A 25061-nucleotide genomic window follows, 5' to 3' on the forward strand; every position below is an offset into this window, starting at 1 on the left:
TGATGACCACTTTAAACAGCACCCCGCGCGCCGATGGCTTCTACATGCCAGCCGAGTGGGCGCCGCAAACCCAAACCTGGATGATCTGGCCCGAGCGCCCGGACAACTGGCGCCTGGGTGGCAAACCGGCGCAAGCCGCACACGTCGCGGTGGCCAAGGCTATCGCGCGGTTTGAACCGGTGACGGTGGCGGTGTCCGCCGGCCAATACGAAAACGCCCGCGCGCGCCTCGATGTACCGAATATTCGCGTGGTCGAAATGTCCAGCGACGACGCCTGGGTCCGCGACACTGGCCCGACGTTCGTGATCAATAACAGCGGCGAAGTGCGTGGCGTGAACTGGGATTTCAACTCCTGGGGCGGTTTTGACGGCGGGTTGTACGCGCCGTGGAATCGCGATTCGCAGGTTGGCGGCAAGATCCTCGAAATCGAGCGCAGCCAACGTTATCGCACCGAGGGCTTCGTGCTCGAAGGCGGTTCGATTCACGTCGATGGCGAAGGCACGCTGATCACCACCGAAGAATGCCTGCTGAACCGCAATCGCAATCCGCACCTCAAGCGTGCCGACATCGAAGCGGTGCTCAGCGCAAATCTGGCTGTGGATAAAATCATCTGGCTGCCGGACGGTTTGTTCAACGACGAAACCGACGGCCATGTGGATAACTTCTGCTGCTACGTGCGTCCGGGCGAAGTATTGCTGGCCTGGACCGATGATCCGCAGGACCCGAACTACCCGCGTTGCCAGGCTGCCATGAAAGTGCTGGAAAGCAGCACCGACGCCAAGGGTCGCCCGTTCACGGTGCACAAAATGCCGATTCCGGGGCCGCTGTACGCGACCGAAGAAGAATGCGCCGGGGTCGATCCGGTGGACGGCACGCAGGAACGTAATCCGACCGTGCGGCTGGCGGGTTCCTACGTGAACTTCCTGATCGTCAACGGCGGCATCATCGCGCCGAGCTTCGACGATCCGTTGGACGGCCCGGCGAAAGAGATCCTGCAAACGCTCTTCCCGCAACACGAAGTGGTGATGGTGCCGGGTCGCGAACTGTTACTGGGCGGCGGCAATATCCACTGTCTTACCCAACAGCAGCCTGCGCCGCACAACGAGTGAGTGCAGTTGTAACAGCTTGAGTTGCCTGCAAATTCAGTCGGGCAACGATTGCTGAGCAGCGCTGAAACAGCGAACCCGCAGCCCGTAAGGATTGCGGGTTTTTTTCTGCCCGCACGGCTCTCGATCCAGCACCTTGGCATAGCTCTTGTATCTGTTATCTGGCAAGTCAGGGAGGGCGGGGGACGGCGACGTTCTGTCACAAACCTTGGATACGTTAGCCGCTCACAATCCGGGAGAGAGCGCCGAAATGAACGCCGTAGTGAATGTCGCGAGCAAACGGGCACTGCATCCCCTGGCAGTCAATAGCGAATCGCTGCAGGTCCTTGCGCACTGGTTGAAGTCCAATGGAACGCGTCAGATCAGGCAACCTGATCCGCGCCGGATGATGATCGAGCGCTACCCCGCTGGTTTACTCAGCGAAGCGGAACTGCAAGCGTTGTGGGATGTGCTGGAAGGATAAAAACAATAGCCAGGGATTGCCGAAAGCGCTGCCGGGAGGGCGGCGCTTTTTTTTGGGTGAAATTGCGCGACCACTGAAGATCTGAAAATGTGCGAGTGAGCAGGCTCACTCGCACAGCGATTGCTACGGATTCAGAAGCTGTAAGTCCCGGTCACGACCACGCTACGTGGCGCACCTGGCTGGATCTGAAACTGGCTGGTCGCCGATGAGTAATAGGTTTTGTCGCTGATGTTGTTCAGCGCCGCGCGCAAATCCCAATCCTTCTGGCGGAACCCGGCCAGCGCGTCCCAGCGGCCGTAACCGGGCAACACAACCGTGTTGAGGTTGTCGGCATACCGGTCGCCGACCAGGGTCAGACCGGTCTCGGCGTACCAGCCCATTTCCGGTTTCCACGTCAGGAACAGGCTGCCGTTACGCTTGGCCACGTTGCTCACGCGTTTGCCTTCAAAACCGTTGTTGTCCTTCTCCACCGTCGCGTCCTGCAAACCGACGCCACCGCGCACGTACCAATTGCCGCCGAGCTTGCCGCTGGCGGTCAGTTCGATACCGCGCGAGCGTTGTTCGCCAGTCAACAGCGTCACGGTCGGATTGAGCGGATCACTGGTGCGACGGTTGTACAGTTCCAGTTCGTAGATCGCCAACGTCGTGCTCAAGCGCTCATCGAGCCAGTCGCTTTTCACGCCGATTTCTTTTTGCTTGGTCAGCTCCGGGCTCAAGTCGTTGCTGTTGCCGGTCGCGCCCGGCGTGATGCCGATCAAGCCACCGCCGACCGGCGAAAATGTCTTGGTCCACGAGGCGTAGAAGGAGTGATTGTGCAGCGGCGTCCAGACAATGCCGACACGCGGACTGGTGCTGTGGCTGTCGCGATCTTCGGAAATGTTTCGCAGTTTGTTGGTCGACTCGATGTCGAACGTGTCGTAACGCAAACCGCCGAGCAACTGCCATTGATCGTTCAGGCGCAACTGATCCTGCACGTACACCGCGCGGCTTTCGACTTCGGTGTGGTTGTCGCTGGAGAGCTGCAGGCGCCCGGTGTGGCGCAAGTCGCGATTGGGGTTGTACAAGTCCAGCGCCGGCACCGCTTGAATGCCGGGGCCGCGTCCGGTCACAGCGTTGTAAAGCTTCGGGTCGCGGCGCTGGCTGCCGATTTCGACGCCGGTCAGCAAGCGATGCTCCAGACCAAAAGTGTCGAAACCACCTTCCAGTTCGACGTTGTTGAAAACGTTGCGAGTGCTCAGGTCCTGCTGCCAGTGCTGGCGTAAAACGCTTTGGTTCGCCGCGGAGTAACCGGTCAGGTAAGTGTTATCGAAATCGCTGTCGAGCTTGAACACGCCTAGGGTATGGCGCAGTTGCCAGTTATCGCTCAGCTCATAAGTGAGTTTGGAGCGTAGGGATTGTGACTTGTCGTCGATGAAATCGTGCTCGCTGCCGTAGGTCGTATCCCGTCCTACATCCGCCGGGCGACCATTTACACCGGGGATTCCGCGATCCGGCGTTCGGTTGTAACGGCTGTATTCGTACTGCACCAGCCAGTTCAGGTCTGGCGTCAGTTGCCAGCTCATCGACGGCGCGAACAATTGGCGATTGCCGCTGACGCCATCGCGAAAACTGTTTTCATCCATGTTGCCCATGTTCAGGCGCAGGCTGATGTCGTCGCTGACGTCGGTGCTCAAGTCCGCATAAAGACTGCGCAAATCCTCGCTGCCGCCCTGCGCCTCAATGGTCGAGCGGCGGCCGAATTCCGGCAGTTTGCTCACCCGATTGACGATTCCTCCCTGGCTGCCACGGCCGTACAACACGGCGGCCGGGCCTTTGAGCACTTCGATGCGCTCGATGTTGTGCAAGTCGCGCACGTATTGGCTGTCGTCGCGAATGCCGTCGAGGTAGAAGTCGTTGCTGGCGTCAAAACCTCGAATGCGCAAACTGTCGAAACGCGTGTCGGCGCCGCTGCTGACGTTGGGAATGCCGCTGAGCGCCGTGCCGAGGTCGTTGGTGCCGTAATCCGCTACGTTGGCGGTTTTGATCGAATCGATGGCTTGCGGCACGTAACGCACCGCAGTGGCGGTGCGTGTAGCGGTGCTGGTTTCCTTTACGCGTGGGTCGTCGGTTTCAGTTTCGATTTCGGCGCTGATCGACGTGGCGGGCAGAACAGTGGTCGCGGCGCCGGCAAATCCGGCAGACAACAAGGCAGAGAGCCCAAGGGTAACGGGCGAAAAACGCAAAGGGGCAGGCATCTGGAGCGCATCCGAAAGGGTGAAGGAATTCGAGCGCGCGAATGGTAATGCTTGTTATTTACTTCCGTTAATCATTCTTGGTAAGTGTTTGTGAATGATTGTTTCCAGTTGTGTCTGGGTTGATACACGGTTTAACAGTCATGTTTGCCGGACTTGCAAACGCGCCGCGCACTGCCTGCTTCTCTCACCAAACGCGGGTCCTCGACGGTTGTATCCACTGATTTACAGGTATTCCCTGCAACAAACTGTCGTGCACAAGCAGTTTCTTAGACGATTTTTGCCTATTCTCAGACGATTCATGAAATTGACACGGCGTTAAGCGCGCGGCTAGGATCCATGCCAACGCCTGTGGCCAACCGCCATGACCCACAAAACAATAAAAAGGCCCGCCACGAATTGCTCGTGGGCGGGCCTTTTTGTTTCGAGGTGAAAAAAGAGCGCAACAGCGCCATTTCCGCCGTTCGGCACAGTGCGTATCAACCCGTAATAAGGAAAAAAACAAATGTTGAATAAGCGCATCAGTTTGATCGCTCTGGGGATGTTGAGCGCTACACACGCCATGGCTAACGACCAGGCAGAATCCAAGGGTTTTGTTGAAGACAGCAGCCTCAAAGTGCTGTTGCGCAACGCCTACATCAATCGTGATTACAAGGACGGCAACCCGGACAAAGCCGAGTGGGGCCAAGCGGCCATCGGTACTTACTCGTCCGGTTTCACCCAGGGCACTGTCGGTGTCGGCGTTGATGCTTTCGGTCTATACGCACTGCGTCTGGACGGCGGCAAGGGCCGCACTGGCGCCCAAGGCATCGACTTCTTCAAACAGGGCGCCAGCGGCAACGCGGCGGACGACTTGTCCAAGTTCGGCGGCGCGGTCAAATTCCGCATCTCCAGCACTACGCTGACCTACGGCGACCAGATGCCGGAGTTGCCGGTGTTGAACTACGACAACTCGCGCCTGCTGCCGGAAAGTTACACCGGTACCTTGATCACCTCCAAAGAAGTCAAAGGCCTGGTGCTGAACGCCGGTCGCTTCACCGCCGAATCGCGCAAGAGCGCTGAAGGTCGTGACAGCGGTGGCTTGAAGTCGATCAACGTGTTGGGCGGTAGTTACCAGTTCACCGAGCAATTCAAAGCAGCGGTCTACGCGTCCGACGTTGAAGACGTATTGAAGAAGCAATACGTGAACGCCAACTACGTGCTGCCGTTCAACAAAGATCAATCGCTGACGCTGGACTTCAACGGTTACCGCACCAAGTTGGATAACTCGTACGTGCGCGAAAACGGCGTGACGGGCGACGACAACAAGATCTGGAGCCTGGCCGCGACGTTTGCAACTGGCGCGCACACGTTCACCCTCGCGCACCAGCGCAGCACTGGCGACAGCAACTTGGGTTACGCGTACGGCGGTTATCAGCGCGGCCAAAACCGTGTCGGCGACGGCGGCAACACCATCTACCTGGCGAACTCCTACTGGTCCGACTTCAACGCCGAAGACGAGCGCAGCTGGCAGTTGGGCTACGGTCTGGACTTCAGCACTTATGGCATTCCGGGCCTGAGCTACAACTTCGCTTACGTGCGCGGTGACAACATCACCACGTCCACCAGCGAGGGCGGCACCGAGCGCGAGATCTTCAACCAGTTCAAGTACGTCGTGCAAAATGGCCCGGCCAAAGACCTGAGCGTACGGTTGCGCAGTTCGGTTCTGCGTGTATCGCAGAAGTCCAGCGAGTACAACGTCAGCGGCAACGAGCTGCGTGTGTTCGTCGACTACCCGATCAACATCTTCTGATGATCGGCTGAGCTAAAAACTCAGAAAAAACCCCGACTGGTTCGGGGTTTTTTTTCGCCTGCATTTTGCTCAAAACGATCTAAAGCTGTTCTTTTCGGCATAAAAAACTGCGTTCAAGGCAACTTGTTGCGCCGCTTCAAGCAACGCTTGAGATGCCTGAAATTCTTTCTCATGGGCCGAAAATCCCGCACCTAATAGATTAGGTCGCTCAATGCAGCGGAGCCTAGTAATGATCGTTTTAAACAGAGAAGTTGGCGAATCGCTAAGGCGCGACAAATTTGTCAACGTCCAGGGTGGTGACTTCAATCTCTACGGTCATTTCGCCGACTTCGTTCGACTGACCAAGAGTTGGGAAAACATGGAGCCGGACAGTTACTACGGTCAGGCCGAATCCGGTATGCGTTTCCGCCGTTACAGCGACTTCGAATACAACCCGGTAACGCGCGACTTGAAGCAACTGGAACACCGCGCGTATGTGCAATCCAAAGCCAACAACAGTTACGTTGGCGGCATGGTTCGGCACTTTCAGGATTTCTCCGAAGAAGTGATCAACTCGCCGGTGATGCGCAGCCTCATCGACATCGATTTCGAAGTGTACAAAAACGTCTTGCCGCCGGAGTTGCACGATGAAATCTGGCAATGCCAGATCCATCAGATCCGCATCGAAATCAAACCCGGCAAACAACTGGAAATCACCCCTGAAGGTATTCACTGCGACGGTTACCCGTTCAGCGGCGTGCACTTCTGGGGACGCAATAATGTTGATGGTGCCGAGAGCCGTTTGTACTCCGCGCATCAGGAACAACTGGCGTCGACGACTTACCAGGAAATCCTCGACACCACGTTTTTCCTTGATCGCGACATGCGCCATTACGTAACGCCTGCGCGCAATACCCATTCGCACGACATGGCGTATCGGCAGATTCTGGCGATTTCCTTCTCGCGGCCCGGGACCGCTTTCGACATTGTTCGCTGAACAGCTCGACCCCATGGATGGCGCCTCGGCATCGGTGATGCTGTGGCGCGCGAACGCCAAAGATGCGCTGCGTTTGGAGCGCTTTTTTCGGCAGTTCGACGAAGTGTCGTTTTGCGACTGGCAGGACGCCAAATGTTTGCGCGGTGTGTTGATGCAGAAAACCACCACCGCGTACCTCGCGCTCGACCTGAAGGGTGAAGTGGTCGGCGCGGTGCTCGGCGGCATGCTCGGCAGTCGCGGCACCATCAATCACTTGGCCGTGAGCCCGCTGTACCGCGCGCAAGGCGTGGGTCAACGGTTGGTTGAAGCGGCGTCGGCAGACATGAAACGCGTGGGCGTGCTGCGGATGTTCCTGTTCGTCGACGATGCTAACCTTGCCGGCAAGCGTTTTTGGACTGCCCAGGGTTTTTGCGAGCCGCGTGGCGAAACGACCTTTGAGAGGGACCTATGAATGAGACGTCCAGCAGCCCGCCGCTGATGGTCGAGCCACAGCCATCGCGCACCTTTGCAGAAGCCAGCCCGGTAGTGGCCGGTTACTTCACGGTGTCGTTCGTGTTTGGTTTGATGGCGGTCAACGCCGGGTTGCCGGTGTGGCTGCCGGTGGCTATGTGTCTGTTTGTGTACGCGGGCGCTTCGCAGTTCGCGGCGTTGGCGCTGATCACCAGCGGCGCCTCGCTGACCACGATCATTCTCACCACGTTTTTGATCAACGCGCGGCACATGCTGATGTCGGTCTATATGGCGAAAGCCCTGCGCGCATTGGGCCTCAGCCGATTTGAACGCTGGTGTTACGCCGGTGGCCTGACCGATGAATCGTTCGCTTTTCACAGCGTGAAACTGGGCAGCGGCGCACCAGTAAACGTGCGTTACCTGATCGGTTTCAACTTGTTTTGTCACACTTCCTGGGTGCTCGGCGGTTTGCTCGGGGCGATCTGCGCGCAGTACGCGGCGCACTTGATCAAGTACCAACTCGATTACGCCTTGACCGCGATGATGCTGTATGTGCTGGTTTCGCTGTGCAATACCCGCAACAAGCTGATTGCCGCAGCGGCCGCGGTGGTGTGCATGGGCGCGCTGAGCCTGGTCGGCAGCTCGCCGTTTAACGTGTTTATCGCCACATTTGTTGGCTGCGGGGTGGGCGTATGCCTGACCAAACGTTCCTGATTCTGGTCGTCGTGTTGATGATGGCCGTGACCTTCCTGCCGCGCGCGTTGCCGCTGCAAATCAACACCGAGCATTGGCCGCCGTTCGTTGCCCGCGCGCTGGAATATCTGCCGGTGGCGATCGTCGCTGCCATCAGCGTCACGCCCTTGTTGATCAAGGACCAGCATGTGCAGCTCGATCGCCCGGAATTCTATGCGGCAATTCCGACGTTGTTATGTGCGTATTTCAGCAAAAACCTCTTTCTCAGTGTGGCGGTTGGGACGGCTGCGTACATTGCGCTCGGCGCGTTCATGCAGGCGTAAATCGACCACATCGCTCAACGCCTGGCTGGACAACTCAGGGTTATTCACCGCCAGACGCACTTCGAGGTAATCCTCGAAACCTGGGAAAATAGTCAGGCCATTTTTTTGCGCGGCGGTGCGCGAAACCATGCCGATGCCGTCCATTTGCGGGATCAACGACAGCGTCAGGGTTTCGCTGCACGAATAAATCATCCGTTGGCCAGACTCGTTATTGCCGAGCCCGGCGTCGAGAAAACGCAAAAAGCTGTGGGAATACGGACAATCGTCTGCAGGACGAACCTGAAACTTGTCCCCCAGCAACACCAGCGGATCGTTCTCCTGACCGCAATGCGCGCCGACCACTTGAACCTGCACATCCGGCAACAAAATGCTCGGCATGCCTGGTTTTTGCGGACCGATCAGCACCGCCAGGTCAAAGTCTTCATTCTTCAACTTGCTGAGGTTTTCCATCGACTCGGCGTAGGAAAACTCCAACTGATGGTCAGGAAACACCTCGAACAGGCGTCCGATCATGCGCCGGTTGAAGTCTTCCGACAGCGTGGTGTTCAACGCCACCTTCAACGTGCGCTGCCCCGGCGCTTTCAACGCCGCGACTTTCTCTTCCATCTGCCGCGTCGCCACCAGGACTTTGTCCATGTACGGCGTGAGCTCGGTGCCCTGCGCCGTCAGGGTCAAACCCTTGTTGGAACGTCGAAACAGGCGAAAACCAAACTGCTCTTCGACCTTGTTCAACTGTGCGGCCAACGCCTGCACGGTCAGGCAGGAATGCTCCGCCGCCGCCGACAACGAGCCGGTCTGCACGATGCGCATAAGGTTGCGTAAGGTTCTGCTATCCATGGGGTAATGCCCTCTAAAGTGGGCTGGCAATTGTTGTGTACCTTGCGACCGATCCGGCGCCTGTGCCGGCTATATTCCTGCACCTGAGCATAGTTGTCGCGGGTTTAGTAGCGAATTGATTCCGCAGCCGATGGCTGGAGGCTTACACAGGATCGGGGTTTTTGGTGGGGTGGGGGTGATTGGGGTCAAATAATGTGTTGGGTGTGCGGGAGGTTTTTGGGTTTAGGGGCAGGCGGTAAGGCTACAGCGGGCAGGGATTTTTCCCGCAGTGGTCTCGGAAGGGGCGACGGGAAGGTTGGGATTTGGCTGATACCCCTCGCCTGCATTGGCGGCTGTAATAGTCAGGAAATATTATTCGGTCGCCAAGGATCTTTAATTAGGCCGGTCGTAGCCCGCTTATCAATTTGCCATTGACTGAAAATTAGGCACCCGATCACAATGCCGAGGTAGCGCCAATGTAGCTACAAATTAACAATGAGGTTATAGCGATGGCAGCATTATTGAAAACCACTGATGTACGCTGCCGAATTGAAGAGGATTTGAAGATGCGTGCCACAGAGGTGTTAAGCGCATGCGGCTTGAGCATCAGTGACGCCATGCGTCTCTTCCTTCGTCAGGTTGTAGCGACTCAAGGCCTTCCGTTTGAAGTGCGCGTTCCGTCTGAGAAGACTGCCCGTGCCATGACGGAGGCGCGGGAGATTCGCCAGCGTTTCGGCTCTATAGACGACATGCTGAGGGACGCTGATGGCGAAACCGGAGAAAAAGGAAAAACGCGCTGAATTGCCGAAACAGTGCGCTCAGACGTCGGAATTCAAGAAATCGTGGGAGCGTTACAAGCGAGCTGGGCGTCGAGACATGAACGAGGTTTGCCAGGTAATGGTGATGCTATTCCTGGGCGTGCAACTGCCAGCGGAGTACTTGGATCACGCTTTGACTGGCGATTGGCTGGGATTCCGAGAATGTCACATTGGTGGTGACTTCTTGTTGATCTATGAGGTTACGCGTACCGATTTGATTACGTTCGTGGATCTTGGAAGCCACTCCGAATTGTTCCGATAAAAGTCGCAGATACGGTTATTTGCTGAAAGAAGCAGTCGAAAGCTGCTTTATCGTTCGCTTCTGAATTAAATCAACATAATCATCCGTTTCTGTACTAGTCTCAGTTCACGATATTCCAAAAACAGGCCCATCAAATGCCTACCTCCTCCACAGCCCAAACCCCGGAACAACAACTCGACACTGCCGACGCCGGCCGTGTTGCGCTCAAGTTCTTCTTCAATCTCATGGAGCGCTGGGGCTGCAGCGCCGAGCAGCAGCGCACGTTGCTGGGCAAAGTCGGCAATACCACGTTCTACAAGTACAAACACCTGCCGCCGAATGTGCGGTTGCCCCGTGACACGCTCGAGCGTATTTCCTATCTCATGGGCATTCACAAGGCGTTGAGCATCATCTTCAGCAACAGCCGCGAGCGCGTTTACAAATGGGTCAGCAGCCCGAATACCGCCGCGCCGTTCAATGGCCAAACCGCGCTGGATTACATGCTGGTGGGCCGCGTCGTCGACATCGCTGACGTGCGCCGCTACCTCGACGGAGTGCGCGGTTGATGGCGCCGGAACTGCTCGAGCCGCAGTGGCCGCGGGCCTATCGGATCGTCAACAGCTGCTTCCCGCCGATCTCCTTGTTCGAAGACGTGCTCGATCCCGAAGACCTGCCCACGGCCTACGCCCTCGAAGCGCTGACCAACGATCGATTGATGGAAGAGGCCGGCGTGCTGTCGCGCGTTCGTCCCGAAGACCGAATCTCCGGCCCCGGCTCCACGCCGGTCATGGCCGCGTTCACCCACATCGGCAAAAGCAGCCGCTTCACCGACGGCACCTTCGGCGTTTACTACGCCGCGAGCAGCCAGGCTGCGGCGATTGCTGAAACGAGCTACCACCAGGAACGGTTTCTCGCCGCCACCAACGAGCCGGACCTTGAGTTGACCATGCGCACTTACGTCAACAAAGTGGTGAAACCGTTACACGACATTCGCCAGAACTACCCGCAGCTGCATGATCCGGATACCAGCGCTTATGGACCGTCGCAGGCCTTCGCCCGCCAACTGCGCGAAACCCTCTCCTGGGGGTTGCTGTACAACAGCGTGCGCTTGCCGGGGCATGAATGTGTTGCAGCGTTTCGCCCGCCGGCGGTATCGATTCCGAAGCAAGGGAAGCACATTAGGTATGTGTGGAGTGCGAGCAGCCGGAGGATTTCGTTTGTGTTTGAGGTGAGTGAGGTTTGAGTTTTATCGGCGAGATAGTTGTGGGCAGGGGAGGAGCGGGTGGTTCGATAATCGTTTTTATGAAACAAATCTTTTATTTAGCGCTGTGTAAAAGAGCCCCGATCAGTTCGGGGCTTTTTCATGCGGGCAGAAAGATTTACGAAACGACGTCAGCGCCGCGATTATTCCCCGGCGCTTCGAGCACCTTCACCACGTCATCAATGATCGCTTTGCTCATATCGAAACCGAAATTTTCAAGCGCTATGCTGAGTCCATCTGGGACGATGGCGAACGTCATGAATTCATTACCTGGCTGGCGGCTAATCCGTTGGTTGGCGATGTGGTTCCCGGTACCGGAGGCCTGCGCAAGGTGCGTTGGTCCCGTAGCGGGATGGGTAAGCGAGGTGGTACGCGTGTCATTTACTACAACACGCTTTCAGAAGGCTGTATCTGGTTGCTGATCGCCTACACCAAGGCGAAATTCGACAATTTACCCGTAGCCTTCCTCAAGCAACTGAAGGAGGAAATCAGCGATGATCAATGAACTGGAGCAGTTCCAGCAGGACTTGCTGGATTCTGTACGTCAAATGAAGGCCGGCAAAGCGGCCCGTGTGACAGAAGTGCCGTTGTCAGCGGCTGCCGAAGCGCGTGCCAAAGTGGGGGTTTCCCAGAGTGCATTTGCGAAGCTGATTGGAGTTAGTTTGCGGACGTTGCAGGATTGGGAGCAAGGGCGTCGCCAGCCGACGGGAGCGGCGCAAACGCTGCTGCGGGTTGCGAGTCAGCATCCTGAGGCGTTACGTGACCTGCAGGCATTCTAGGATTAGCAGAGGACAGATCTTTTGAATGAAACGAAATAGATCTGTCCTCTAGGACACAAGACGGGCATGCATATTGAGACCTCAGATTGATTTCTACATCGATTCGAGTTCTCAGGCCCGGTCGCTGAATTGGCAGCGGCGGTTGAAAATAGACGCGGGGCAGGGGATGCGCAATCGTGGCCAAGTGGTGGTTGTGTTACTGAATCTTGCTCTCTTCATCCGCCTGTGAATACGCACTACCCAGCCCCGATACTCATTACACCAAGTAACTAATGAAGTACCCGCCCCCACCTTTATCCCCCTGACCCAACCCCCTACATTCATCTCCAACGCCTACCCATCATCCCGAAGGGCTGGCCACTGGAGATTTCCTCATGCCTTTCGTAAGCGTGCGCATCACCCGCGATGGCGTTACCTCCGAGCAGAAAGCTCAGGTGATCGCCGAAATCACTGCAACCCTGCAGCGCGTCCTCAACAAGGACCCGCACCTGACCCACATCGTGATCGAGGAAGTCGACACCGATAACTGGGGTTACGCCGGGATGACCACCACTCAGTACCGAAAACAACTGGCCGACGCGCAGGGCAAGTCATGACTGCGTCCGTCGCCATCGACTTCATCTCCGACGTGGTCTGCCCGTGGTGCGCGTTGGGCGCGACGGCCTTGGAGCAAGCGATCGAAAACGTGGCTGGCGAAGTTGCGGTGGAGTTGACCTACAAGCCGTTCGAGTTGAACCCGGACATGCCGGCCGAAGGCGAGCACGCGGTCCAGCACTTGATGCGCAAGTACGGGCGCACTGCCGAAGACGTCGCGGCCGGCAAAGCGCTGCAGATCGCTCGCGGCAAGGCCATCGGTTTCAAGTTCGACCTGGAGAAACGCAGCCACTTCTACAACACCTTTGATGCCCATCGATTGCTGTTATGGGCATTGCAGCAAGGACGGCAAGTTGCACTCAAGCGAGCCTTGATGCGCGCTTACTTCAGCGACGGCCAGAACCCGAGTGATCGCGAAACACTGGTTCGACTGGCGGCAGAAGTTGGACTGGATGCGCAAGCCGCGCGGGAAGTATTGGCGTCCAGCGCATTCGCCAGCGAAGTGCGTGAACTTGAAGCGTTCTATCGCCAACGCGGAATCAACTCGGTCCCGGCCATGGTGTTGAACGGTCGTCACTTGGTCTCCGGTTCGCAATCAGTCGAGTACTACGAACAGATGTTGCGGCAAATGGCGCAGGCGCCTGCTGAAGCCTGATCAATCTTCAAACCATCATTTATTAGTTGAGGTTCATCATGAGCAATTCGAGAAAAGTCATCGTTATCACCGGTGCGTCGCAAGGTCTGGGCGCAGGAATGGTCAAGGCATTCCGTGAACTCGATTACCAGGTGGTCGCCACCTCGCGTTCGATCAAACCGTCCACCGACCCGGACATTCACACGGTAGCCGGCGACATTGGCGACCCCGCCGTCGCCCAGCGCGTAATCCGCGAAGCCATCGAGCGCTTCGGCCGCATCGACACACTGGTCAACAACGCCGGAATCTTCGTCGCCAAACCGTTCACCGCTTACACCCAGGAAGACTACGCCGCCGTGCTGTCGGTGAACTTGAATGGCTTCTTCTACATCACCCAACTTGCAATTGCCGAGATGGAAAAACAGGGCAGCGGGCATGTCGTCAACATCACCACTAGTTTGGTGGACCACGCGATCGATGGCGTGCCGTCGGTGTTAGCGTCGTTGACCAAGGGTGGCTTGAATGCGGCGACCAAGTCCCTTGCGATTGAATACGCCAAGCGTGGGATTCGGGTGAATGCAGTTTCGCCCGGGATCATCAAAACACCGATGCATGGTGAAGAAACACACGCCGCGTTGGGCGCACTGCACCCGGTTGGGCATATGGGGGAAGTGCACGATATTACTCAGGCGATCGTGTATCTCGACAGCGCGAAATTTGTCACAGGGGAGATTTTGCATGTTGATGGCGGGCAGAGTGCGGGGCACTGAGGGCTGATTTACAGATGTCGGAAACAGCGAAGCCCTCGTAGTTCTACGAGGGCTTCTTTTTCGAAAAGATGCGCGCAACGGGGTAAAAATTCCTGCAACACAGTTTTACTGTCGTTCGTGCTCGTCTAAGCAAACACAACTTCAACACGCCCTTCCCGGCGAGAGCGGGGTGCCGCTTTCACCACAATTTGAACGTCGCGGCCCAATCGGGATAAACAGTCCATCATCTTCGCCTCACTGATGCCTCTGAACTTCCCGCGCAGCATCTCGGATACTTTGGGCTGCGGCAACGCCAGAAGCTCAGCAGCCTGGACCTGAGTGAGATGCCGGGCTTTGATAATCTCGCCGATCTTGCTGGCCAACTGAGCTTTGACCAGCATCTCCTTCGCGTCAGTGCGGCCAAGGTCGGCATAAACGTTACCGCTACTTTCTTCAATCTCGATCATTTTTTTGATCCCTTTGCATGTGCTTCCGCGTCTTTCACCTGTACGTCTTCGGGCATATCCCAGAGGTCCTTCTTACTACTGCCCACCCATCGCAATGGTTTCACTACCGAATCGCTTAACTAATTTCGCGGCAAAGAGGCTATACCTGTTTGGATATAAAATCTTGGATGGTTTGTCGGTGGATATTATTCTCATGCACGCGCGCAGTGGGGGTATAAGGGGAGCTTGATGACAACAGTGATCATGCCTTAACGGTAATGGCGAATCTTTTACCAAAATCCAGAAACAACGAGGCTCTGTATTCTTAGGGGTGCTTCGTTTTGTATGGCGCGGCAACGGGAGTCGAAAAACCTGCTAACACGAGGTGAGTTAATAGTTTATTTTTTTTAGCTCACGTACTATCTAAAAACAACCTTTTTAAACTTTTGTAGTGGGTTCTTATGGTTGAGAGAACTCCGCAAGGCGGACGCCAATCGCCATGTCTATACATCCACCTAGCGTTCTAAACTTATCGATATAATCTAATAAGTCGGCGCCGGAAGGCGGTGTCTGATGGCGCCCTGTATGAGCACAGACATTTCGCATCTCGATGAAGGATGTTAAAAACATATCGAGCCGACCGTGAGATTTATTCAAGTCGTTTATCAAGTTCCATCCTTTTTCAATCTCAAGCCCGGAAAACAGCATCGATATTGTCTCAGCTCCGGGGTTGGACTTTGTATTGGCAAAAGATTCCCAAGCAAGATAGTATTTAGACTGGTCAAGCGAACCAAGCCGTCTAGTGAGGTCTTGGGATATGGATGTTGATTTTAGTTTTTTGTCTTTTTTACTCGCTGAAACTAAAGCGTCTGCTCCTCCAGAATAGTGTTTTAACTGCATGTTTAGCGGTATTATAGTTAGTGGCTTGTTTAGGTCATTGATTGACTCAATATGCTCTTTGATAATATTCTTTAAGTAGCTTTCAAAATAACCGGACAGCAATACGATAATAGAGCAGCTAATTGCGTTTGTGCTGGCAAGTTGGCTAGGTTTCAGAGCCGCTGGAGATGAGAGCGATTGGGCAACTGTCTCAATGGTGTCTAAAGAAGATAAAAACTCATCTGTAGCAACAAAGCAGTTAGTCATAACTCATGCTTTCTTAGTTAAGTGCGAGCTGAACATCGCTCTTGCTTTATTGATTCTTGTTTTAATTGCGCCTTTTCCATTTGTGCCACTCGATATGGATTTAAGGAACTCTGCGTCATTGCATAGCTTTGAAAAATCGGCCTTTATATTTTTGGCTATTTCTTCAGTGATTAAGGAAGGGTCATAATCTGAGAGGCCAATCATTATTGCTTCTGCAATAGGAAGAGATGGAGGGCCTTTCATCATCTTTGAGGGGTTTCTGAAAGAGTTGGTTCCGAAAACAGTAACGCTGTTCAATACTGCGCGTTCGAAGCGTTCTGCATCTTTTGCCGCTAGGTTCGGATCTGCAATGTAAAGCTTATTACGATCTTCCATGAACTCACCAAGGAAGTCCTTAAATGTGGTATCCATTTTATCAGGATCAGATAGTGCGAAAAATCGTAAAACAATCGAAAGATCAATCATTTTTTGATAGATAGGATTCGATTGAGCTTCAATTGCGTCAACAGGAATTTCCCATGCTTTACAGAACTCTGGATGTCGTGAAAGCTTATGTAAAGCGTCAGTGAACGGCCCCCTAAAAATAGCATTCCTAACTTCCATCTCGTTAGCTTTGACACCACCTGTATTTAGGCGGTCGAAGACGTCATATTTAATGGCTGATGAGGATTCATTAAGTAGGGCAATAGCTGACAGAAAGCGTCTCGTGAGATGTTTGTCCAATCCTCTTTTGACGAGGTCATTGAATCGAAGTCCATTTAAGTCATCCCAGACGACCAACCCTTTTAAGGCTAACGTATTGTCTAAAAAATTTTGTATTGCTGTAAGCCGCTGTCTACCATCTAAAACGACATAAAACCCGTAATCGTCCTCTCCCAAAAACACTGGTGGAATCGGGACGTTCATTAGCAGTGATTCAATCAAGCGTGATTGACGTTCCTCATCCCAACGATCACGGCGTTGGAATTCAGGATTGATTTTAATGTTGTCAGCAAGCATTGAAGGTAGGGTGGAAATAGGAATATCAAGTTTTTGGGTGACAATCTGCCGCATCTGAGCTTTATATTTTTTTTCGAAGCCTGAAAGCCCTTCTCCTTCTGGTTCCATGTCAACAATATCATTGTCTGCAATGTTTGAATCGTCCATCTTCTTCCTCTCTTTAACTGCAGTAATTGGATGACGAGCTTCATAAAAATAATATTAATGCATTAATTGTTTTGAAAGCACAGCACGCTTTCAGTTGTACTTCTACTATTAAGGTATTTTTTTGATTTAAGATTCACTCCAACCATGGAGCGTGATGTTTTAAAGTCTTCGCGGCGGACAATTTCTAATCCGAACGCGTTTGCCATTTCAGATGTTATCGTTGGGACATCATTATGGACTTCCTTATAATAGGAGTCTTGTGAAACCAAGAAACAGAGCTTTCCAGGTTTCAAAACTCTGGATATTTCGCTGAGCGAACGCGATAAAGAAGCGAAATACTGTAAGTGATTTTTGAAGTAGTATCCTTTCGACGCTTTAGAAGGATGACTATATAGGGCGTCTAGGAAGTTAACGCATGTCGCTCCCCATTTGGCATCAACGGGGGTTGCAGTTCGTTCGACAGTTGAGGTGCCTGTAAGGCCTCTGCGTAGTAGGTCGAATTCCGTTTGTCCACATCTAATGACTGCTAATTCGATAGTAGTGGATACGGCATAGTCAATTCTAGTGCAATATGGTGGTGAGGATATGATTGCGTCAACTGAACTGTCATGCAGTGTAATATTTTCCGCGTTACCTATCTGAAGCTTAATGCTCGATTCCGAATCTCTGGAGGTGGCTTCGAAAGAGCTTTCCCGGGAAATCAAAATTTTGACTTCTTCTATAAAAGCCGTGAAGATAGAATCCGGCGAAGTACGCTTACGATTAAGCTTTGTTTTCGGATGTTTTACCCATGTTGGGTTGGAGGGAATGAAGTCGATAAGCAGTTTTCTCACAGTCCGGAACAGCGACACGTAGAAAAAAGCGGCTAGCGGGGAAACTAAATCCATGGCCAGATTGTTATCTAATTTCACATATGCGTTATTTGAAACAAGTAAGTTATTGATTTTTGACTCTAAGTTTCGAATAGGTATCGCGCTACACGCTGCGAACCATTTTAATAGCGGATCGTATGGATCGCTCGTACTGCCATTGCACGAAGTAGTAGGGATGCGTGCTTGTTCAACTAGCGATTTCGCTATTGCAACTAGGCAGGGGTGCTCAAGCGGCGACAGTAATCGTGCTTTAGCAACCAAAACCATAGAAGGGTTTAAGTCAAAGCCAATAGAATCAAAGCCATTAGTAAATGCCGAGCGTGTGGTCGTTCCGCTTCCATTCCAAGGGTCGAAAATAATGGAGTTTTGGCTCAATCCGAGTGTTGCAAGCAAATTATTTGAGAACTCGCTGGAGTATCCCGCGTAGTACGGAAATATCCTTGACTCTTTCGATGACTTGGGATCTTTATAAAGTTTAGGGTTCGATATCGCTATGCTGTCGATGGAGGTCGAGTGGAGTTGCATGGGATACGACTCTTCATGTGCAAGGTGGGGCATTGACCAGATTAAGTAGCAGTGATGGGCCTTGTGTCTGGGATCCGCAATTTTTGATCTTACGCCACACAGTGCAGGATTTCCACATAGGACTGTCAGTCGGGATGGAGCCTAATTGCCATGGTCGCATGACCAAGACTCACGGTTTCCCCAAGCTTCGAGCTACCGATGTTACGGATCATTCGTAGCGCCGCCGATGCCTTGGTGGGGTTGGCCGCGGGAATTACTGCCGACGGTATCGTTAACATCACAGAAGCGGTTTTTCTAAAGCAGTGGTTGGAAAACAATCTCGCGCATCTGAACGATCCGGTGATCAATCTGCTGTATTCGCGTTTGGCGTCCATGCTTCAGGACAATGTTCTAGACATAGATGAGTCTTTGGAGCTGCTTAACATCCTGCGTGGTTTTTCTGGGATGGGCATCGAAAGACCGAAGGTCGGCGGTGCTGTTGCCATTGCTCCTACGGATCTTCCTTTCAATTCACCAATCCCTGATTTGGTGTGGGACGGCCGGATGTTTGTCTTTACCGGCGTTATGGCGTTTGGGCCGCGCAAGGATTGTCAGAAGCTGGTCGAAGAAAGAGGCGGTTTGATTGGGGGCGGTGTGAGTAAGAAGGTGCATTACTTGGTGGTTGGTAGCGTGGGTAATGAGCAGTGGCGCCACAGTACTTATGGAACGAAGATCATGAAGGCAGTGGAGTTGCGGGAGGCTGGCGCTTCAATTGCCATTGTGGGTGAGGATCATTGGCAAAAAATGCTGTTTTGTTGAGATTGCTTCGTCGTTTGGGTTTGGATTAGGCCGCCATTCAACTTGACCAGCGGATCGCCGAAGGGTTTGGCGGCCTCATCGCGAGCAAGCTCGCTCCCACGAGTTTCGGAGTTTGGGCGGAATGTGGGCACTCCAGAAACAACAAAGCCCCTGCATTTCTGCAGGGGCTTCGTTTTGTATGGTGCCGGCACCAGGAGTCGAACCCGGGACCTACTGATTACAAGTCAGTTGCTCTACCAACTGAGCTATACCGGCGTGTTGGGCGACGATTATAGCGATTGGAATGCTTCTGTAAACCCCTGAATTCAGACTATTTTTGCGCGGGTGTCTGGTCAGGTGCGCAGGAGGGTTTTCTTGAGTTTGTGCAGGGCCTGCCAAGTGCGGCTATTTTGCATGGCGCGCAGCTGCGCTTCGGCGTGTTCGGCGCGTTGCAGCGCGGCGGCGAGTTGCTGGTCGACGTCGCTCACAGGGTGGCTGAAGGCGTGGCCGCGGCACAGTTGAAAGTTGTCGAGGTTGCACGGTGGGATGTCGAAGGCGGGTTTGAGGTCGAGGTGTTCGTCGGCCAGAAACCAGGTGTTAATGCCGTCGAACAGGATCGCTTGGTAGCCGGCGTCGGTGACGAGGTGTTCCCAGGTGTGGTCGCGCGCCCATGGGGTTTCGATGAGGATGATCCACGGGCGCCAAGTGGCGAAGTCCATGCCGCGCAGGACGGTTTCTTCGTGGCCCTCGACGTCGATTTTGAGGAAGTGGATGGCGCGGTTTCGCGCGTATTGCTCGCAGATCGAGCTTAGGGTGCGGGCCTTGACCGTTTGGCGGTGCACGTCCATGCCCAGCGCGGTGCGTTCCTCGGCGGTGGCCGGGTCGACGGTGGAGAGGCCGGTGCCGGGAATGCCAAAGAGGGTGAGATCGTCGGCGCTGTCGCTGGCCACGCATTGCAGGTTGCTGTCGTTGGGGCGTTGTTGGCGCAGGGCGTCGTAATAGGCTTGCATCGGTTCGACGTTGATGCCGGTCCAGCCGCGATCGTAGAAGGCTTTGGTCACGGAGTCGTGGGTAGGGTCGTTCGCGCCGATGTCGATGTAGAAGCCGTTTTCGAACTGTTTGAGGGCGCGCCACAGGCGAATGTCTTCGAAATTCTGGGCGTAGGAAATGAAGGTCACAGTGGCGTCCTGTCAGTTGTTCCTGGCTGCGCTGGCGGCACCCTTGGCACCTTGTATAACAAGGGCGGATGCGCGGCGCAATTTTCCGCTGATAGTGTCCGGGAATCGGCGGTTATGTCGTTTGCATTGGGTGCTTATGCACAACGCGACAGTTGTTATGAGTGACGAGAGGCGCGTTTGTGGACTCGTTCTCATTTGTTCGCAAATCCCTGTTTTTAGGGTTTTTTATTTATATGTACGAAAAATGAACAGTTCTGTTTCAGTCGCGAAACAGCGGATTTATTGGATCCACGATAATTTAATCAACAGAGTTATCCACAGGCTGGCGCTGTTTAAGAACGTTCGGCCAGTAGCAGGAAATTTCGCGGTGTGAGCGGGGTTTCGCAGAAGGTGCCGAGCCGAATGCGGTAACCCTGCTCGGCGAGGAAAAGTGCTCGATCCAGTACCAGCCATAGCTCCAGCGGTCGCCGGAAAAGGCCTCGCAGCAGCTCAAGATTGCGCACTTCGGCCAATCGTTGCCAACCGGCGGCTTCGAGTGCGGGCCAATCTTGCGGGCCGATTGTGGATAACTGCTTCAACGCGGCCAAATGATGGCAGTAGTCGGCGAAGGATTTATCCAGCCAGGCGCTGGGCAACGACGGCGTTGGCAGGTATTCGTCGATGCCGCGCAGTTGACGTTGCAGTACGTCGAAACCCAAGCGTCGGGCCATGGAGGTATCGCGTTGACGTCGGACGCGTGCCCCGGCGGTGACGGTTTCGCTCATCGGTAACGCGAGATCTTCGAGTGACAGCTGTAGGCCAGAGCGCGAGCCTGCCGAGGAAAGCGCCTCATACGCCGTCAGACTGATCCGGTTGTAACAGCAAGGTGTGATGGCCAGTTGCTTGCAGCCAGCGCCGCTGGCGAGTTGCATCAGCCGCACATGCAGATCGCCACACGCGTGCAGCGCCACCGGCGTGTGCTCGGCGGTCAATAGGGAAGCCGTATCTGCCGCGAGCACATCTTGCTCGACATGCAGCGCGCGCAACTGATGGCGCTGGCTGAGTGCCTGGCCGCTCAATACCAAAGAAGGGTCATATTCCAGGCAGGTCAATTGTTGCCCGGTTTGCAGCAGGCGCCGCCCCAGATGGCCCTTGCCCGAACACCAATCCAGCCAATGGGTCGGCGATGCGGCGAACGACAAGCAACTGGCAAACGCCTCGATCTGCTGCCATTTGCGCCCCGGCACATCGACGTTCAATCGATGGCCAGCCGCTTCCAACGCATGAGTGGGCAAGGCGCCGACTGAACTCAGCTCACGCGACAACGCCGCCAATGAAGCAAACGGCTGCGGCGCATCCAGCAGACAAGGTTGGTTGTGACTGGTTTCCGCGTCTTCCAGCGACCGGCTACGTAGCCAGGAAGACAACGAAGGGTAGGACGTTTCCCAAGGGAGCTGCAGATGGGTGAACGGTCGTGGTTTCCACAGCGCTTGATGCTCGATCAGGAAAGCATCCAGCGCGGTGAAGCGGGCGAGTAGGGCCTCGCCCGTCAGCACGTAGGAACAATCAGCGTCCTTGGCAGGCATCGACGCGCAGCCAACGCTCCAGCAGCTTGAAGCCGCGCACCAGCACGTAAGCCATCACCAGGTAGAACATGCCGGCGGCGAAGAAGATTTCCACCGGCAAATAGGTCCGGGCAATGATCGTGCGCGCCATGCCGGTCAGTTCCAGCAAGGTCACGGTGCTGGCCAGGGCGCTGGCCTTGAGCATCAGAATCACTTCGTTGCTGTAGGCCGGCAGGCCGATGCGCGCGGCGCGCGGCAGAATGATGTAGAACAGCGCTTTGGGTCTGGACATGCCCAGCGCCCGCGCGGCTTCGATTTCACCCGGCGGAATCGCCTGGATCGCGCCGCGCAGAATCTCGGCGATGTAAGCGGCGGTGTGCAACGTCATGGTCGCGGTGGCGCACCAGAACGGATCGCGCAGGTATGGCCACAGTGAACTGTTACGCACCGCATCGAATTGCGCCAGGCCGTAGTAGACGAGGAACAGCTGAACAAGCAACGGCGTGCCACGGAAAAAGAAGATGTACGCGTAGGGCAATGACCGCACGTACCAGCGCCGTGAAGAGCGGGCGATGCCCAGCGGAATCGCCAGCAGCAACCCGGCTATCACGGCGATGGCCACCAGTTCCAGGGTCAGCGTCGCGCCCTGGGCCAGTTTCGGCAGCCATTTGATGATGACTTCCCAGTTCATGAGTCGCTCCTCGCGAAACCGCGCGCGGCGCGTCGTTCCAGAAAGTACATGGCGGTCATGGCCACGATGGTCAGCCCCAGGTACATCAGCGCGGCGACCATAAAGAAGGTGAACGGCTGCTTGGAAACAGTCACGCCGATTTGCGCGTGACGCATGATTTCTTCCAGGCCGATGACGGACACCAGCGCGGTGTCTTTCATCAGGATCATGAACAGGTTGCCCAGGCCGGGCAGGGCGATGCGCCACATCTGCGGCATGATCAGCTTGGTGAAAATGCGAAATTTCGACAGGCCAAGGGCCACGCCGGCTTCTCGATGGCCTTTGGGGATCGCCAGAATCGCGCCGCGAAACACTTCCGTGGCGTAGGCGCCGAAGCACAGCCCCAGTGCGATCACGCCGGCGGCGAAGGCGTTGAGGGCGAGGTCGGGCGTGCCGAAAAACTCGCCCAGGGCACGCATAAAATTGACCGTGCCGAAGTAGATCAGCAGCACCCAGAGCAATTCCGGAATCCCGCGAACCAATGTCGAATACGTGCCGCCCAGCCATTGCAACGGCTTGAGTGGGGAGGTTTTGGCCAAGGCGCCGAGCAGACCGAGCACCAGTCCCAGACACAGGGCCGAGAGGGCCAGTTTTACAGTCATCAGCGCGCCAGCGGCGAGCGCCGGGCCGAATCCGTAGAGGTCGATAATCATGGATTTCTTTTCAATCGCGGCAGGCAATGCCAAGGACGGGCGCCGTCAGCGAACGGCGCCCGTCAGGCAGGTCAGGATCAATAGATGCTGAACGGGAAGTACTTGTCGTTGATTTTTTTGTAGGTGCCGTCTTCGACGATTTCTTTCAGAGCAAGGTTAAGCCTCGCGCGAATCGTGTCGCCTTTTCGTACAGCGATCCCGATCTTGTCGCTTTCTTCCACTGGGTCGCCTTTGAATTCATAAGCGCGGCCGGCTTCGGTTTTCAGCCATTCATAGTTGGCGTACTTGTCGGCCAGGATGCCGTCCAGACGGCCGGAAGTCAGGTCCAGGTAGGCGTTTTCCTGAGTGTCATAGAGACTGATGGAGATGTTTTTCTCCATACCATCTTCATTAATCTCTTTATCCAGCCAGATACCGGCCAAGGTCGAGCGTTGTGCGCCGATCACTTTGCCTTTCAGCGAGGCCTTGTCGGTTTTGAAGTCGACGTTTTTCGGCGCGATGAACTGCAGCTTGTTCGAGTAGTACGGGTCGGTGAAATCCACTACCTGCTTGCGCTCGTCGGTGATCGACATCGAGGAGATCAGGAAGTCGAACTTCTTCGCGTTCAGGGCCGGGATGATGCCGTCCCAGTCGGAGGTGACCACGGTGCATTCGACTTTCATCTTGGCGCACAGGGCGTCGCCGATTTCTTTGTCGAAGCCGACGACATTGCCACTGGCATCTTTGTTGTTGAACGGCGGGTAGGCCGCTTCGATGCCCATCTTCAGGGTCTCGGCGGCGGCACCGGCGCTGAACGCCAGGGTGACGGCAGCCGCCAGGAAGATTCTTTTGTAGTTCTGCATGTGGGTAGCTCCGTTAGCGGTTGCTGGACATGAATTGTTTGCAGCGCGCCGAAAGCGGGTTGTCGAACACCTGCTGTGGCGATCCTTGCTCTTCTATAAGGCCTTGGTGAAGGAACACCACTTCGCTGGACACCTGACGGGCAAAGCCCATTTCGTGGGTGACGAGCAACATGGTGCGGCCTTCTTCGGCGAGCGCGCGGATGACATTAAGTACTTCCTGGACCATTTCCGGGTCAAGCGCGGAGGTCGGTTCGTCGAACAGGATAACCTTCGGCTGCATCGCCAAGGTGCGCGCGATCGCGGCACGTTGTTGCTGGCCGCCGGACAATTGCGCCGGGTAAGCGTGGCGCTTGTCGGCGATGCCCACCTTCGCCAACAAGGCTTCAGCGACTTCGGTGGCCTCGGCTTTGCTCATGCCGAGCACGCGACGCGGGGCTTCGATGATGTTGTCGAGCACGCTCATGTGCGGCCACAGATTAAAGTTTTGAAACACAAAACCAATCTCGCTGCGCAGGCGATTGATCTGTTTGCCGTCGGCGGCAACCAGTTCGCCGTTCTTCGCGGCTTTGAGCTTGAGTTCTTCGCCGGCGACCAGGATCTGCCCCTGATGCGGGTTTTCCAGCAGGTTGATGCAACGCAGGAACGTGGACTTGCCGGAACCGGAGGAACCCAGGATCGAGATCACGTCGCCGTCGCGGGCGGTCAGCGAGATGCCTTTGAGCACCTCAAGCTGTCCGTAGCGTTTGTGCAAGTTGCGGATTTCAAGCGCGGGCGTGGCCTCAGCCATGTGCGTTCCTCATAGTGTTTCGCTTGTGCTGCAGGCGGCATTCCTGACGAGGCGGCCAAGCTAGCATAGCGTTCGAATGGCAGCCAACAGCGCTTCGGGCGGTAAACGGATGGCGTGTGGCAGGTTGTCGCATTGGTGCAGCAGGCTGTCGCGCTGCTATCAACCGAACAGACGTTTGGTCCTGCTCTCAATCACAAATGTCGTGAGTGTCGCGTAAAAAAAGGCGCGATGGTGCCAGCTTTGACGGGGTGTTGGAAGCGCTAACCGGACAAACGTTCATGTTCTGCACTTTTATTGTGCAACCCGCAATTTCCGAGTGTGTTTCCGGTGCGCTGAAACGTTCTATAAGTGGGTCGCAGGGTAACGCTCGGGCGAATAGCCATTAATCTCAATGACTTGCGATGACTGTCCGGTCATGCGGAGAGCCGCGGTTCTCGGGACCTCGTAACATTTTGGCGCAATTATTGCGTGCAGAATAAGGAACGCCCC

The 25061-nt window shown here is 55.2% G+C and carries 30 protein-coding genes and 1 tRNA gene; 17 read left to right on the plus strand and 14 right to left on the minus strand.

The genetic code is table 11. The annotated features are described in order from the left end of the window. Positions 1-2: 2 nt before the first annotated feature. Positions 3-1109: an agmatine deiminase gene (aguA, locus tag FBY12_RS18960; protein WP_145254916.1), complete on the plus strand. Its 1107-nt coding sequence runs from the start codon at positions 3-5 to the stop codon at positions 1107-1109. A 247-nt stretch (positions 1110-1356) separates the two neighbouring features. Further along, the gene (locus FBY12_RS18965; RefSeq protein ID WP_145254919.1) at positions 1357-1569 is read left to right on the plus strand and encodes a hypothetical protein; all 213 of its coding nucleotides are present in this window, start codon (positions 1357-1359) and stop codon (positions 1567-1569) included. Positions 1570-1700: 131 nt separating this feature from the next. Here FBY12_RS18965 and FBY12_RS18970 read toward each other — a convergent pair whose 3' ends face one another. Further along, a complete protein-coding gene (locus tag FBY12_RS18970) occupies positions 1701-3803 on the minus strand; it encodes a TonB-dependent siderophore receptor (protein ID WP_145254922.1) in 2103 nt (700 codons plus the stop codon). A 502-nt stretch (positions 3804-4305) separates the two neighbouring features. On the opposite strand from FBY12_RS18970, the gene FBY12_RS18975 reads away from it, so the two are divergent. The 5 genes from FBY12_RS18975 (at position 4306) to FBY12_RS18995 (ending at position 8034) form a co-directional block, all read left to right on the plus strand. Beyond that, complete coding sequence (locus FBY12_RS18975; protein WP_121731656.1) at positions 4306-5592, plus strand: OprD family porin; 1287 nt, start codon at positions 4306-4308, stop codon at positions 5590-5592. Between the two features lie 229 nt (positions 5593-5821). Next, positions 5822-6568 carry a 2OG-Fe dioxygenase family protein gene (locus FBY12_RS18980; RefSeq protein WP_092274851.1) on the plus strand — a complete coding sequence of 249 codons (747 nt, stop codon included), beginning with the start codon at positions 5822-5824 and terminating at the stop codon, positions 6566-6568. Positions 6569-6581: 13 nt separating this feature from the next. After that, positions 6582-7019: a GNAT family N-acetyltransferase gene (locus FBY12_RS18985; protein ID WP_178111784.1), complete on the plus strand. Its 438-nt coding sequence runs from the start codon at positions 6582-6584 to the stop codon at positions 7017-7019. Further along, on the plus strand, positions 7016-7732 hold the full coding sequence (locus FBY12_RS18990; protein ID WP_092274848.1) for an AzlC family ABC transporter permease: 717 nt from the start codon (positions 7016-7018) through the stop codon (positions 7730-7732). Before FBY12_RS18985 ends, FBY12_RS18990 begins: the two co-directional genes overlap by 4 nt. Continuing rightward, positions 7711-8034 carry an AzlD domain-containing protein gene (locus FBY12_RS18995; protein WP_092274846.1) on the plus strand — a complete coding sequence of 108 codons (324 nt, stop codon included), beginning with the start codon at positions 7711-7713 and terminating at the stop codon, positions 8032-8034. Before FBY12_RS18990 ends, FBY12_RS18995 begins: the two co-directional genes overlap by 22 nt. Here FBY12_RS18995 and FBY12_RS19000 read toward each other — a convergent pair. Further along, the gene (locus FBY12_RS19000; RefSeq protein WP_092274843.1) at positions 7945-8871 is read right to left on the minus strand and encodes a LysR family transcriptional regulator; all 927 of its coding nucleotides are present in this window, start codon (positions 8869-8871) and stop codon (positions 7945-7947) included. The genes FBY12_RS18995 and FBY12_RS19000 overlap by 90 nt on opposite strands. A gap of 488 nt (positions 8872-9359) precedes the next feature. Here FBY12_RS19000 and FBY12_RS19005 point away from each other — a divergent pair, with 488 nt between their 5' ends. The 4 genes from FBY12_RS19005 (at position 9360) to FBY12_RS19020 (ending at position 11152) form a co-directional block, all read left to right on the plus strand. Then, positions 9360-9650: a type II toxin-antitoxin system RelB/DinJ family antitoxin gene (locus FBY12_RS19005; RefSeq protein ID WP_145254925.1), complete on the plus strand. Its 291-nt coding sequence runs from the start codon at positions 9360-9362 to the stop codon at positions 9648-9650. Next, on the plus strand, positions 9616-9930 hold the full coding sequence (locus tag FBY12_RS19010) for a type II toxin-antitoxin system YafQ family toxin (protein WP_121731653.1): 315 nt from the start codon (positions 9616-9618) through the stop codon (positions 9928-9930). The genes FBY12_RS19005 and FBY12_RS19010 overlap by 35 nt, the downstream gene beginning before the upstream one ends. A gap of 134 nt (positions 9931-10064) precedes the next feature. Further along, entirely contained in the window at positions 10065-10475 is a 411-nt protein-coding gene (locus FBY12_RS19015) for an MbcA/ParS/Xre antitoxin family protein (RefSeq protein ID WP_145254928.1), read from the plus strand. Then, the gene (locus tag FBY12_RS19020) at positions 10475-11152 is read left to right on the plus strand and encodes an RES family NAD+ phosphorylase (protein WP_145254931.1); all 678 of its coding nucleotides are present in this window, start codon (positions 10475-10477) and stop codon (positions 11150-11152) included. Before FBY12_RS19015 ends, FBY12_RS19020 begins: the two co-directional genes overlap by 1 nt. Before the next feature lie 136 nt (positions 11153-11288). Here FBY12_RS19020 and FBY12_RS27685 read toward each other — a convergent pair whose 3' ends face one another. After that, a complete protein-coding gene (locus tag FBY12_RS27685) occupies positions 11289-11429 on the minus strand; it encodes a hypothetical protein (RefSeq protein WP_178111775.1) in 141 nt (46 codons plus the stop codon). Here FBY12_RS27685 and FBY12_RS28030 point away from each other — a divergent pair. From FBY12_RS28030 to FBY12_RS19045, 5 genes are all read left to right on the plus strand, one after another. Further along, positions 11382-11675, plus strand: coding sequence for a transcriptional regulator (locus FBY12_RS28030; protein ID WP_371927499.1), 294 nt, complete (start codon positions 11382-11384; stop codon positions 11673-11675). The two genes, FBY12_RS27685 and FBY12_RS28030, sit on opposite strands and share 48 nt — an antisense overlap. Beyond that, positions 11665-11949 (plus strand): DNA-binding transcriptional regulator, encoded by a 285-nt coding sequence (locus FBY12_RS19030; RefSeq protein WP_178111776.1) that lies wholly within the window; start codon positions 11665-11667, stop codon positions 11947-11949. The genes FBY12_RS28030 and FBY12_RS19030 overlap by 11 nt, the downstream gene beginning before the upstream one ends. A gap of 374 nt (positions 11950-12323) precedes the next feature. Next, a complete protein-coding gene (locus tag FBY12_RS19035; RefSeq protein WP_145254937.1) occupies positions 12324-12545 on the plus strand; it encodes a 4-oxalocrotonate tautomerase family protein in 222 nt (73 codons plus the stop codon). Continuing rightward, a complete protein-coding gene (locus tag FBY12_RS19040; RefSeq protein ID WP_145254940.1) occupies positions 12542-13198 on the plus strand; it encodes a DsbA family oxidoreductase in 657 nt (218 codons plus the stop codon). Before FBY12_RS19035 ends, FBY12_RS19040 begins: the two co-directional genes overlap by 4 nt. A gap of 38 nt (positions 13199-13236) precedes the next feature. Continuing rightward, complete coding sequence (locus FBY12_RS19045) at positions 13237-13947, plus strand: SDR family NAD(P)-dependent oxidoreductase (RefSeq protein ID WP_145254943.1); 711 nt, start codon at positions 13237-13239, stop codon at positions 13945-13947. A gap of 125 nt (positions 13948-14072) precedes the next feature. On the opposite strand, the gene FBY12_RS19050 is transcribed toward FBY12_RS19045, so the two are convergent. The 4 genes from FBY12_RS19050 to FBY12_RS19065 form a co-directional block, all read right to left on the minus strand. Continuing rightward, positions 14073-14393: a helix-turn-helix domain-containing protein gene (locus tag FBY12_RS19050; RefSeq protein WP_109503230.1), complete on the minus strand. Its 321-nt coding sequence runs from the start codon at positions 14391-14393 to the stop codon at positions 14073-14075. Between the two features lie 438 nt (positions 14394-14831). Then, on the minus strand, positions 14832-15518 hold the full coding sequence (locus FBY12_RS19055) for an MAE_28990/MAE_18760 family HEPN-like nuclease (RefSeq protein ID WP_145254946.1): 687 nt from the start codon (positions 15516-15518) through the stop codon (positions 14832-14834). Positions 15519-15521: 3 nt separating this feature from the next. Next, positions 15522-16664 carry a DUF262 domain-containing protein gene (locus tag FBY12_RS19060; RefSeq protein WP_145254948.1) on the minus strand — a complete coding sequence of 381 codons (1143 nt, stop codon included), beginning with the start codon at positions 16662-16664 and terminating at the stop codon, positions 15522-15524. A 62-nt stretch (positions 16665-16726) separates the two neighbouring features. Beyond that, the gene (locus FBY12_RS19065; protein WP_145254952.1) at positions 16727-18061 is read right to left on the minus strand and encodes a site-specific DNA-methyltransferase; all 1335 of its coding nucleotides are present in this window, start codon (positions 18059-18061) and stop codon (positions 16727-16729) included. 198 nt (positions 18062-18259) lie between these two features. Here FBY12_RS19065 and FBY12_RS19070 point away from each other — a divergent pair, with 198 nt between their 5' ends. Beyond that, positions 18260-18859, plus strand: coding sequence for a BRCT domain-containing protein (locus FBY12_RS19070; RefSeq protein ID WP_145254955.1), 600 nt, complete (start codon positions 18260-18262; stop codon positions 18857-18859). A 179-nt stretch (positions 18860-19038) separates the two neighbouring features. On the opposite strand, the gene FBY12_RS19075 is transcribed toward FBY12_RS19070, so the two are convergent. The 7 genes from FBY12_RS19075 to FBY12_RS19105 all read right to left on the minus strand — a co-directional run bounded on the left by FBY12_RS19075 (position 19039) and on the right by FBY12_RS19105 (position 24572). Further along, positions 19039-19114 (minus strand) — tRNA-Thr (locus FBY12_RS19075). Positions 19115-19191: 77 nt separating this feature from the next. Continuing rightward, positions 19192-20016 (minus strand): FkbM family methyltransferase, encoded by an 825-nt coding sequence (locus tag FBY12_RS19080; RefSeq protein WP_145254958.1) that lies wholly within the window; start codon positions 20014-20016, stop codon positions 19192-19194. Between the two features lie 332 nt (positions 20017-20348). After that, on the minus strand, positions 20349-21581 hold the full coding sequence (locus FBY12_RS19085) for a methyltransferase (RefSeq protein WP_145254961.1): 1233 nt from the start codon (positions 21579-21581) through the stop codon (positions 20349-20351). Next, positions 21562-22251, minus strand: coding sequence for an ABC transporter permease (locus FBY12_RS19090; protein ID WP_145254964.1), 690 nt, complete (start codon positions 22249-22251; stop codon positions 21562-21564). Before FBY12_RS19090 ends, FBY12_RS19085 begins: the two co-directional genes overlap by 20 nt. Next, the gene (locus tag FBY12_RS19095) at positions 22248-22943 is read right to left on the minus strand and encodes an ABC transporter permease (protein WP_121731642.1); all 696 of its coding nucleotides are present in this window, start codon (positions 22941-22943) and stop codon (positions 22248-22250) included. Before FBY12_RS19095 ends, FBY12_RS19090 begins: the two co-directional genes overlap by 4 nt. A 77-nt stretch (positions 22944-23020) precedes the next feature. Next, complete coding sequence (locus FBY12_RS19100; protein ID WP_145254967.1) at positions 23021-23785, minus strand: ABC transporter substrate-binding protein; 765 nt, start codon at positions 23783-23785, stop codon at positions 23021-23023. A gap of 13 nt (positions 23786-23798) precedes the next feature. Continuing rightward, positions 23799-24572, minus strand: coding sequence for an ABC transporter ATP-binding protein (locus FBY12_RS19105; RefSeq protein WP_092274801.1), 774 nt, complete (start codon positions 24570-24572; stop codon positions 23799-23801). Positions 24573-25061 lie beyond the last annotated feature (489 nt).

It is taken from the genome of Pseudomonas sp. SJZ131, assembly GCF_007828705.1.
GTDB lineage: Bacteria > Pseudomonadota > Gammaproteobacteria > Pseudomonadales > Pseudomonadaceae > Aquipseudomonas > Aquipseudomonas prosekii.

Bases quoted from the DNA above. Each gene is read 5' to 3' on its own strand.
- FBY12_RS18995 (WP_092274846.1), top strand. From the start codon at position 7,711: ATGCCTGACCAAACGTTCCTGATTCTGGTCGTCGTGTTGATGATGGCC.
- FBY12_RS18980 (WP_092274851.1), top strand. From the start codon at position 5,822: ATGATCGTTTTAAACAGAGAAGTTGGCGAATCGCTAAGGCGCGACAAA.
- FBY12_RS18990 (WP_092274848.1), top strand. From the start codon at position 7,016: ATGAATGAGACGTCCAGCAGCCCGCCGCTGATGGTCGAGCCACAGCCA.
- FBY12_RS19085 (WP_145254961.1), bottom strand. From the start codon at position 21,581: ATGCCTGCCAAGGACGCTGATTGTTCCTACGTGCTGACGGGCGAGGCC.
- FBY12_RS19010 (WP_121731653.1), top strand. From the start codon at position 9,616: ATGGCGAAACCGGAGAAAAAGGAAAAACGCGCTGAATTGCCGAAACAG.
- FBY12_RS19065 (WP_145254952.1), bottom strand. From the start codon at position 18,061: ATGCAACTCCACTCGACCTCCATCGACAGCATAGCGATATCGAACCCT.
- FBY12_RS19000 (WP_092274843.1), bottom strand. From the start codon at position 8,871: ATGGATAGCAGAACCTTACGCAACCTTATGCGCATCGTGCAGACCGGC.
- FBY12_RS19060 (WP_145254948.1), bottom strand. From the start codon at position 16,664: ATGGACGATTCAAACATTGCAGACAATGATATTGTTGACATGGAACCA.
- FBY12_RS18985 (WP_178111784.1), top strand. From the start codon at position 6,582: ATGGATGGCGCCTCGGCATCGGTGATGCTGTGGCGCGCGAACGCCAAA.
- FBY12_RS19095 (WP_121731642.1), bottom strand. From the start codon at position 22,943: ATGATTATCGACCTCTACGGATTCGGCCCGGCGCTCGCCGCTGGCGCG.
- FBY12_RS19070 (WP_145254955.1), top strand. From the start codon at position 18,260: ATGTTACGGATCATTCGTAGCGCCGCCGATGCCTTGGTGGGGTTGGCC.
- FBY12_RS19035 (WP_145254937.1), top strand. From the start codon at position 12,324: ATGCCTTTCGTAAGCGTGCGCATCACCCGCGATGGCGTTACCTCCGAG.
- FBY12_RS19020 (WP_145254931.1), top strand. From the start codon at position 10,475: ATGGCGCCGGAACTGCTCGAGCCGCAGTGGCCGCGGGCCTATCGGATC.
- aguA (WP_145254916.1), top strand. From the start codon at position 3: ATGACCACTTTAAACAGCACCCCGCGCGCCGATGGCTTCTACATGCCA.
- FBY12_RS19055 (WP_145254946.1), bottom strand. From the start codon at position 15,518: ATGACTAACTGCTTTGTTGCTACAGATGAGTTTTTATCTTCTTTAGAC.
- FBY12_RS19005 (WP_145254925.1), top strand. From the start codon at position 9,360: ATGGCAGCATTATTGAAAACCACTGATGTACGCTGCCGAATTGAAGAG.
- FBY12_RS19045 (WP_145254943.1), top strand. From the start codon at position 13,237: ATGAGCAATTCGAGAAAAGTCATCGTTATCACCGGTGCGTCGCAAGGT.
- FBY12_RS18975 (WP_121731656.1), top strand. From the start codon at position 4,306: ATGTTGAATAAGCGCATCAGTTTGATCGCTCTGGGGATGTTGAGCGCT.
- FBY12_RS19100 (WP_145254967.1), bottom strand. From the start codon at position 23,785: ATGCAGAACTACAAAAGAATCTTCCTGGCGGCTGCCGTCACCCTGGCG.
- FBY12_RS19040 (WP_145254940.1), top strand. From the start codon at position 12,542: ATGACTGCGTCCGTCGCCATCGACTTCATCTCCGACGTGGTCTGCCCG.
- FBY12_RS18965 (WP_145254919.1), top strand. From the start codon at position 1,357: ATGAACGCCGTAGTGAATGTCGCGAGCAAACGGGCACTGCATCCCCTG.
- FBY12_RS19105 (WP_092274801.1), bottom strand. From the start codon at position 24,572: ATGGCTGAGGCCACGCCCGCGCTTGAAATCCGCAACTTGCACAAACGC.
- FBY12_RS19015 (WP_145254928.1), top strand. From the start codon at position 10,065: ATGCCTACCTCCTCCACAGCCCAAACCCCGGAACAACAACTCGACACT.
- FBY12_RS27685 (WP_178111775.1), bottom strand. From the start codon at position 11,429: ATGACGTTCGCCATCGTCCCAGATGGACTCAGCATAGCGCTTGAAAAT.
- FBY12_RS18970 (WP_145254922.1), bottom strand. From the start codon at position 3,803: ATGCCTGCCCCTTTGCGTTTTTCGCCCGTTACCCTTGGGCTCTCTGCC.
- FBY12_RS19050 (WP_109503230.1), bottom strand. From the start codon at position 14,393: ATGATCGAGATTGAAGAAAGTAGCGGTAACGTTTATGCCGACCTTGGC.
- FBY12_RS19090 (WP_145254964.1), bottom strand. From the start codon at position 22,251: ATGAACTGGGAAGTCATCATCAAATGGCTGCCGAAACTGGCCCAGGGC.
- FBY12_RS19030 (WP_178111776.1), top strand. From the start codon at position 11,665: ATGATCAATGAACTGGAGCAGTTCCAGCAGGACTTGCTGGATTCTGTA.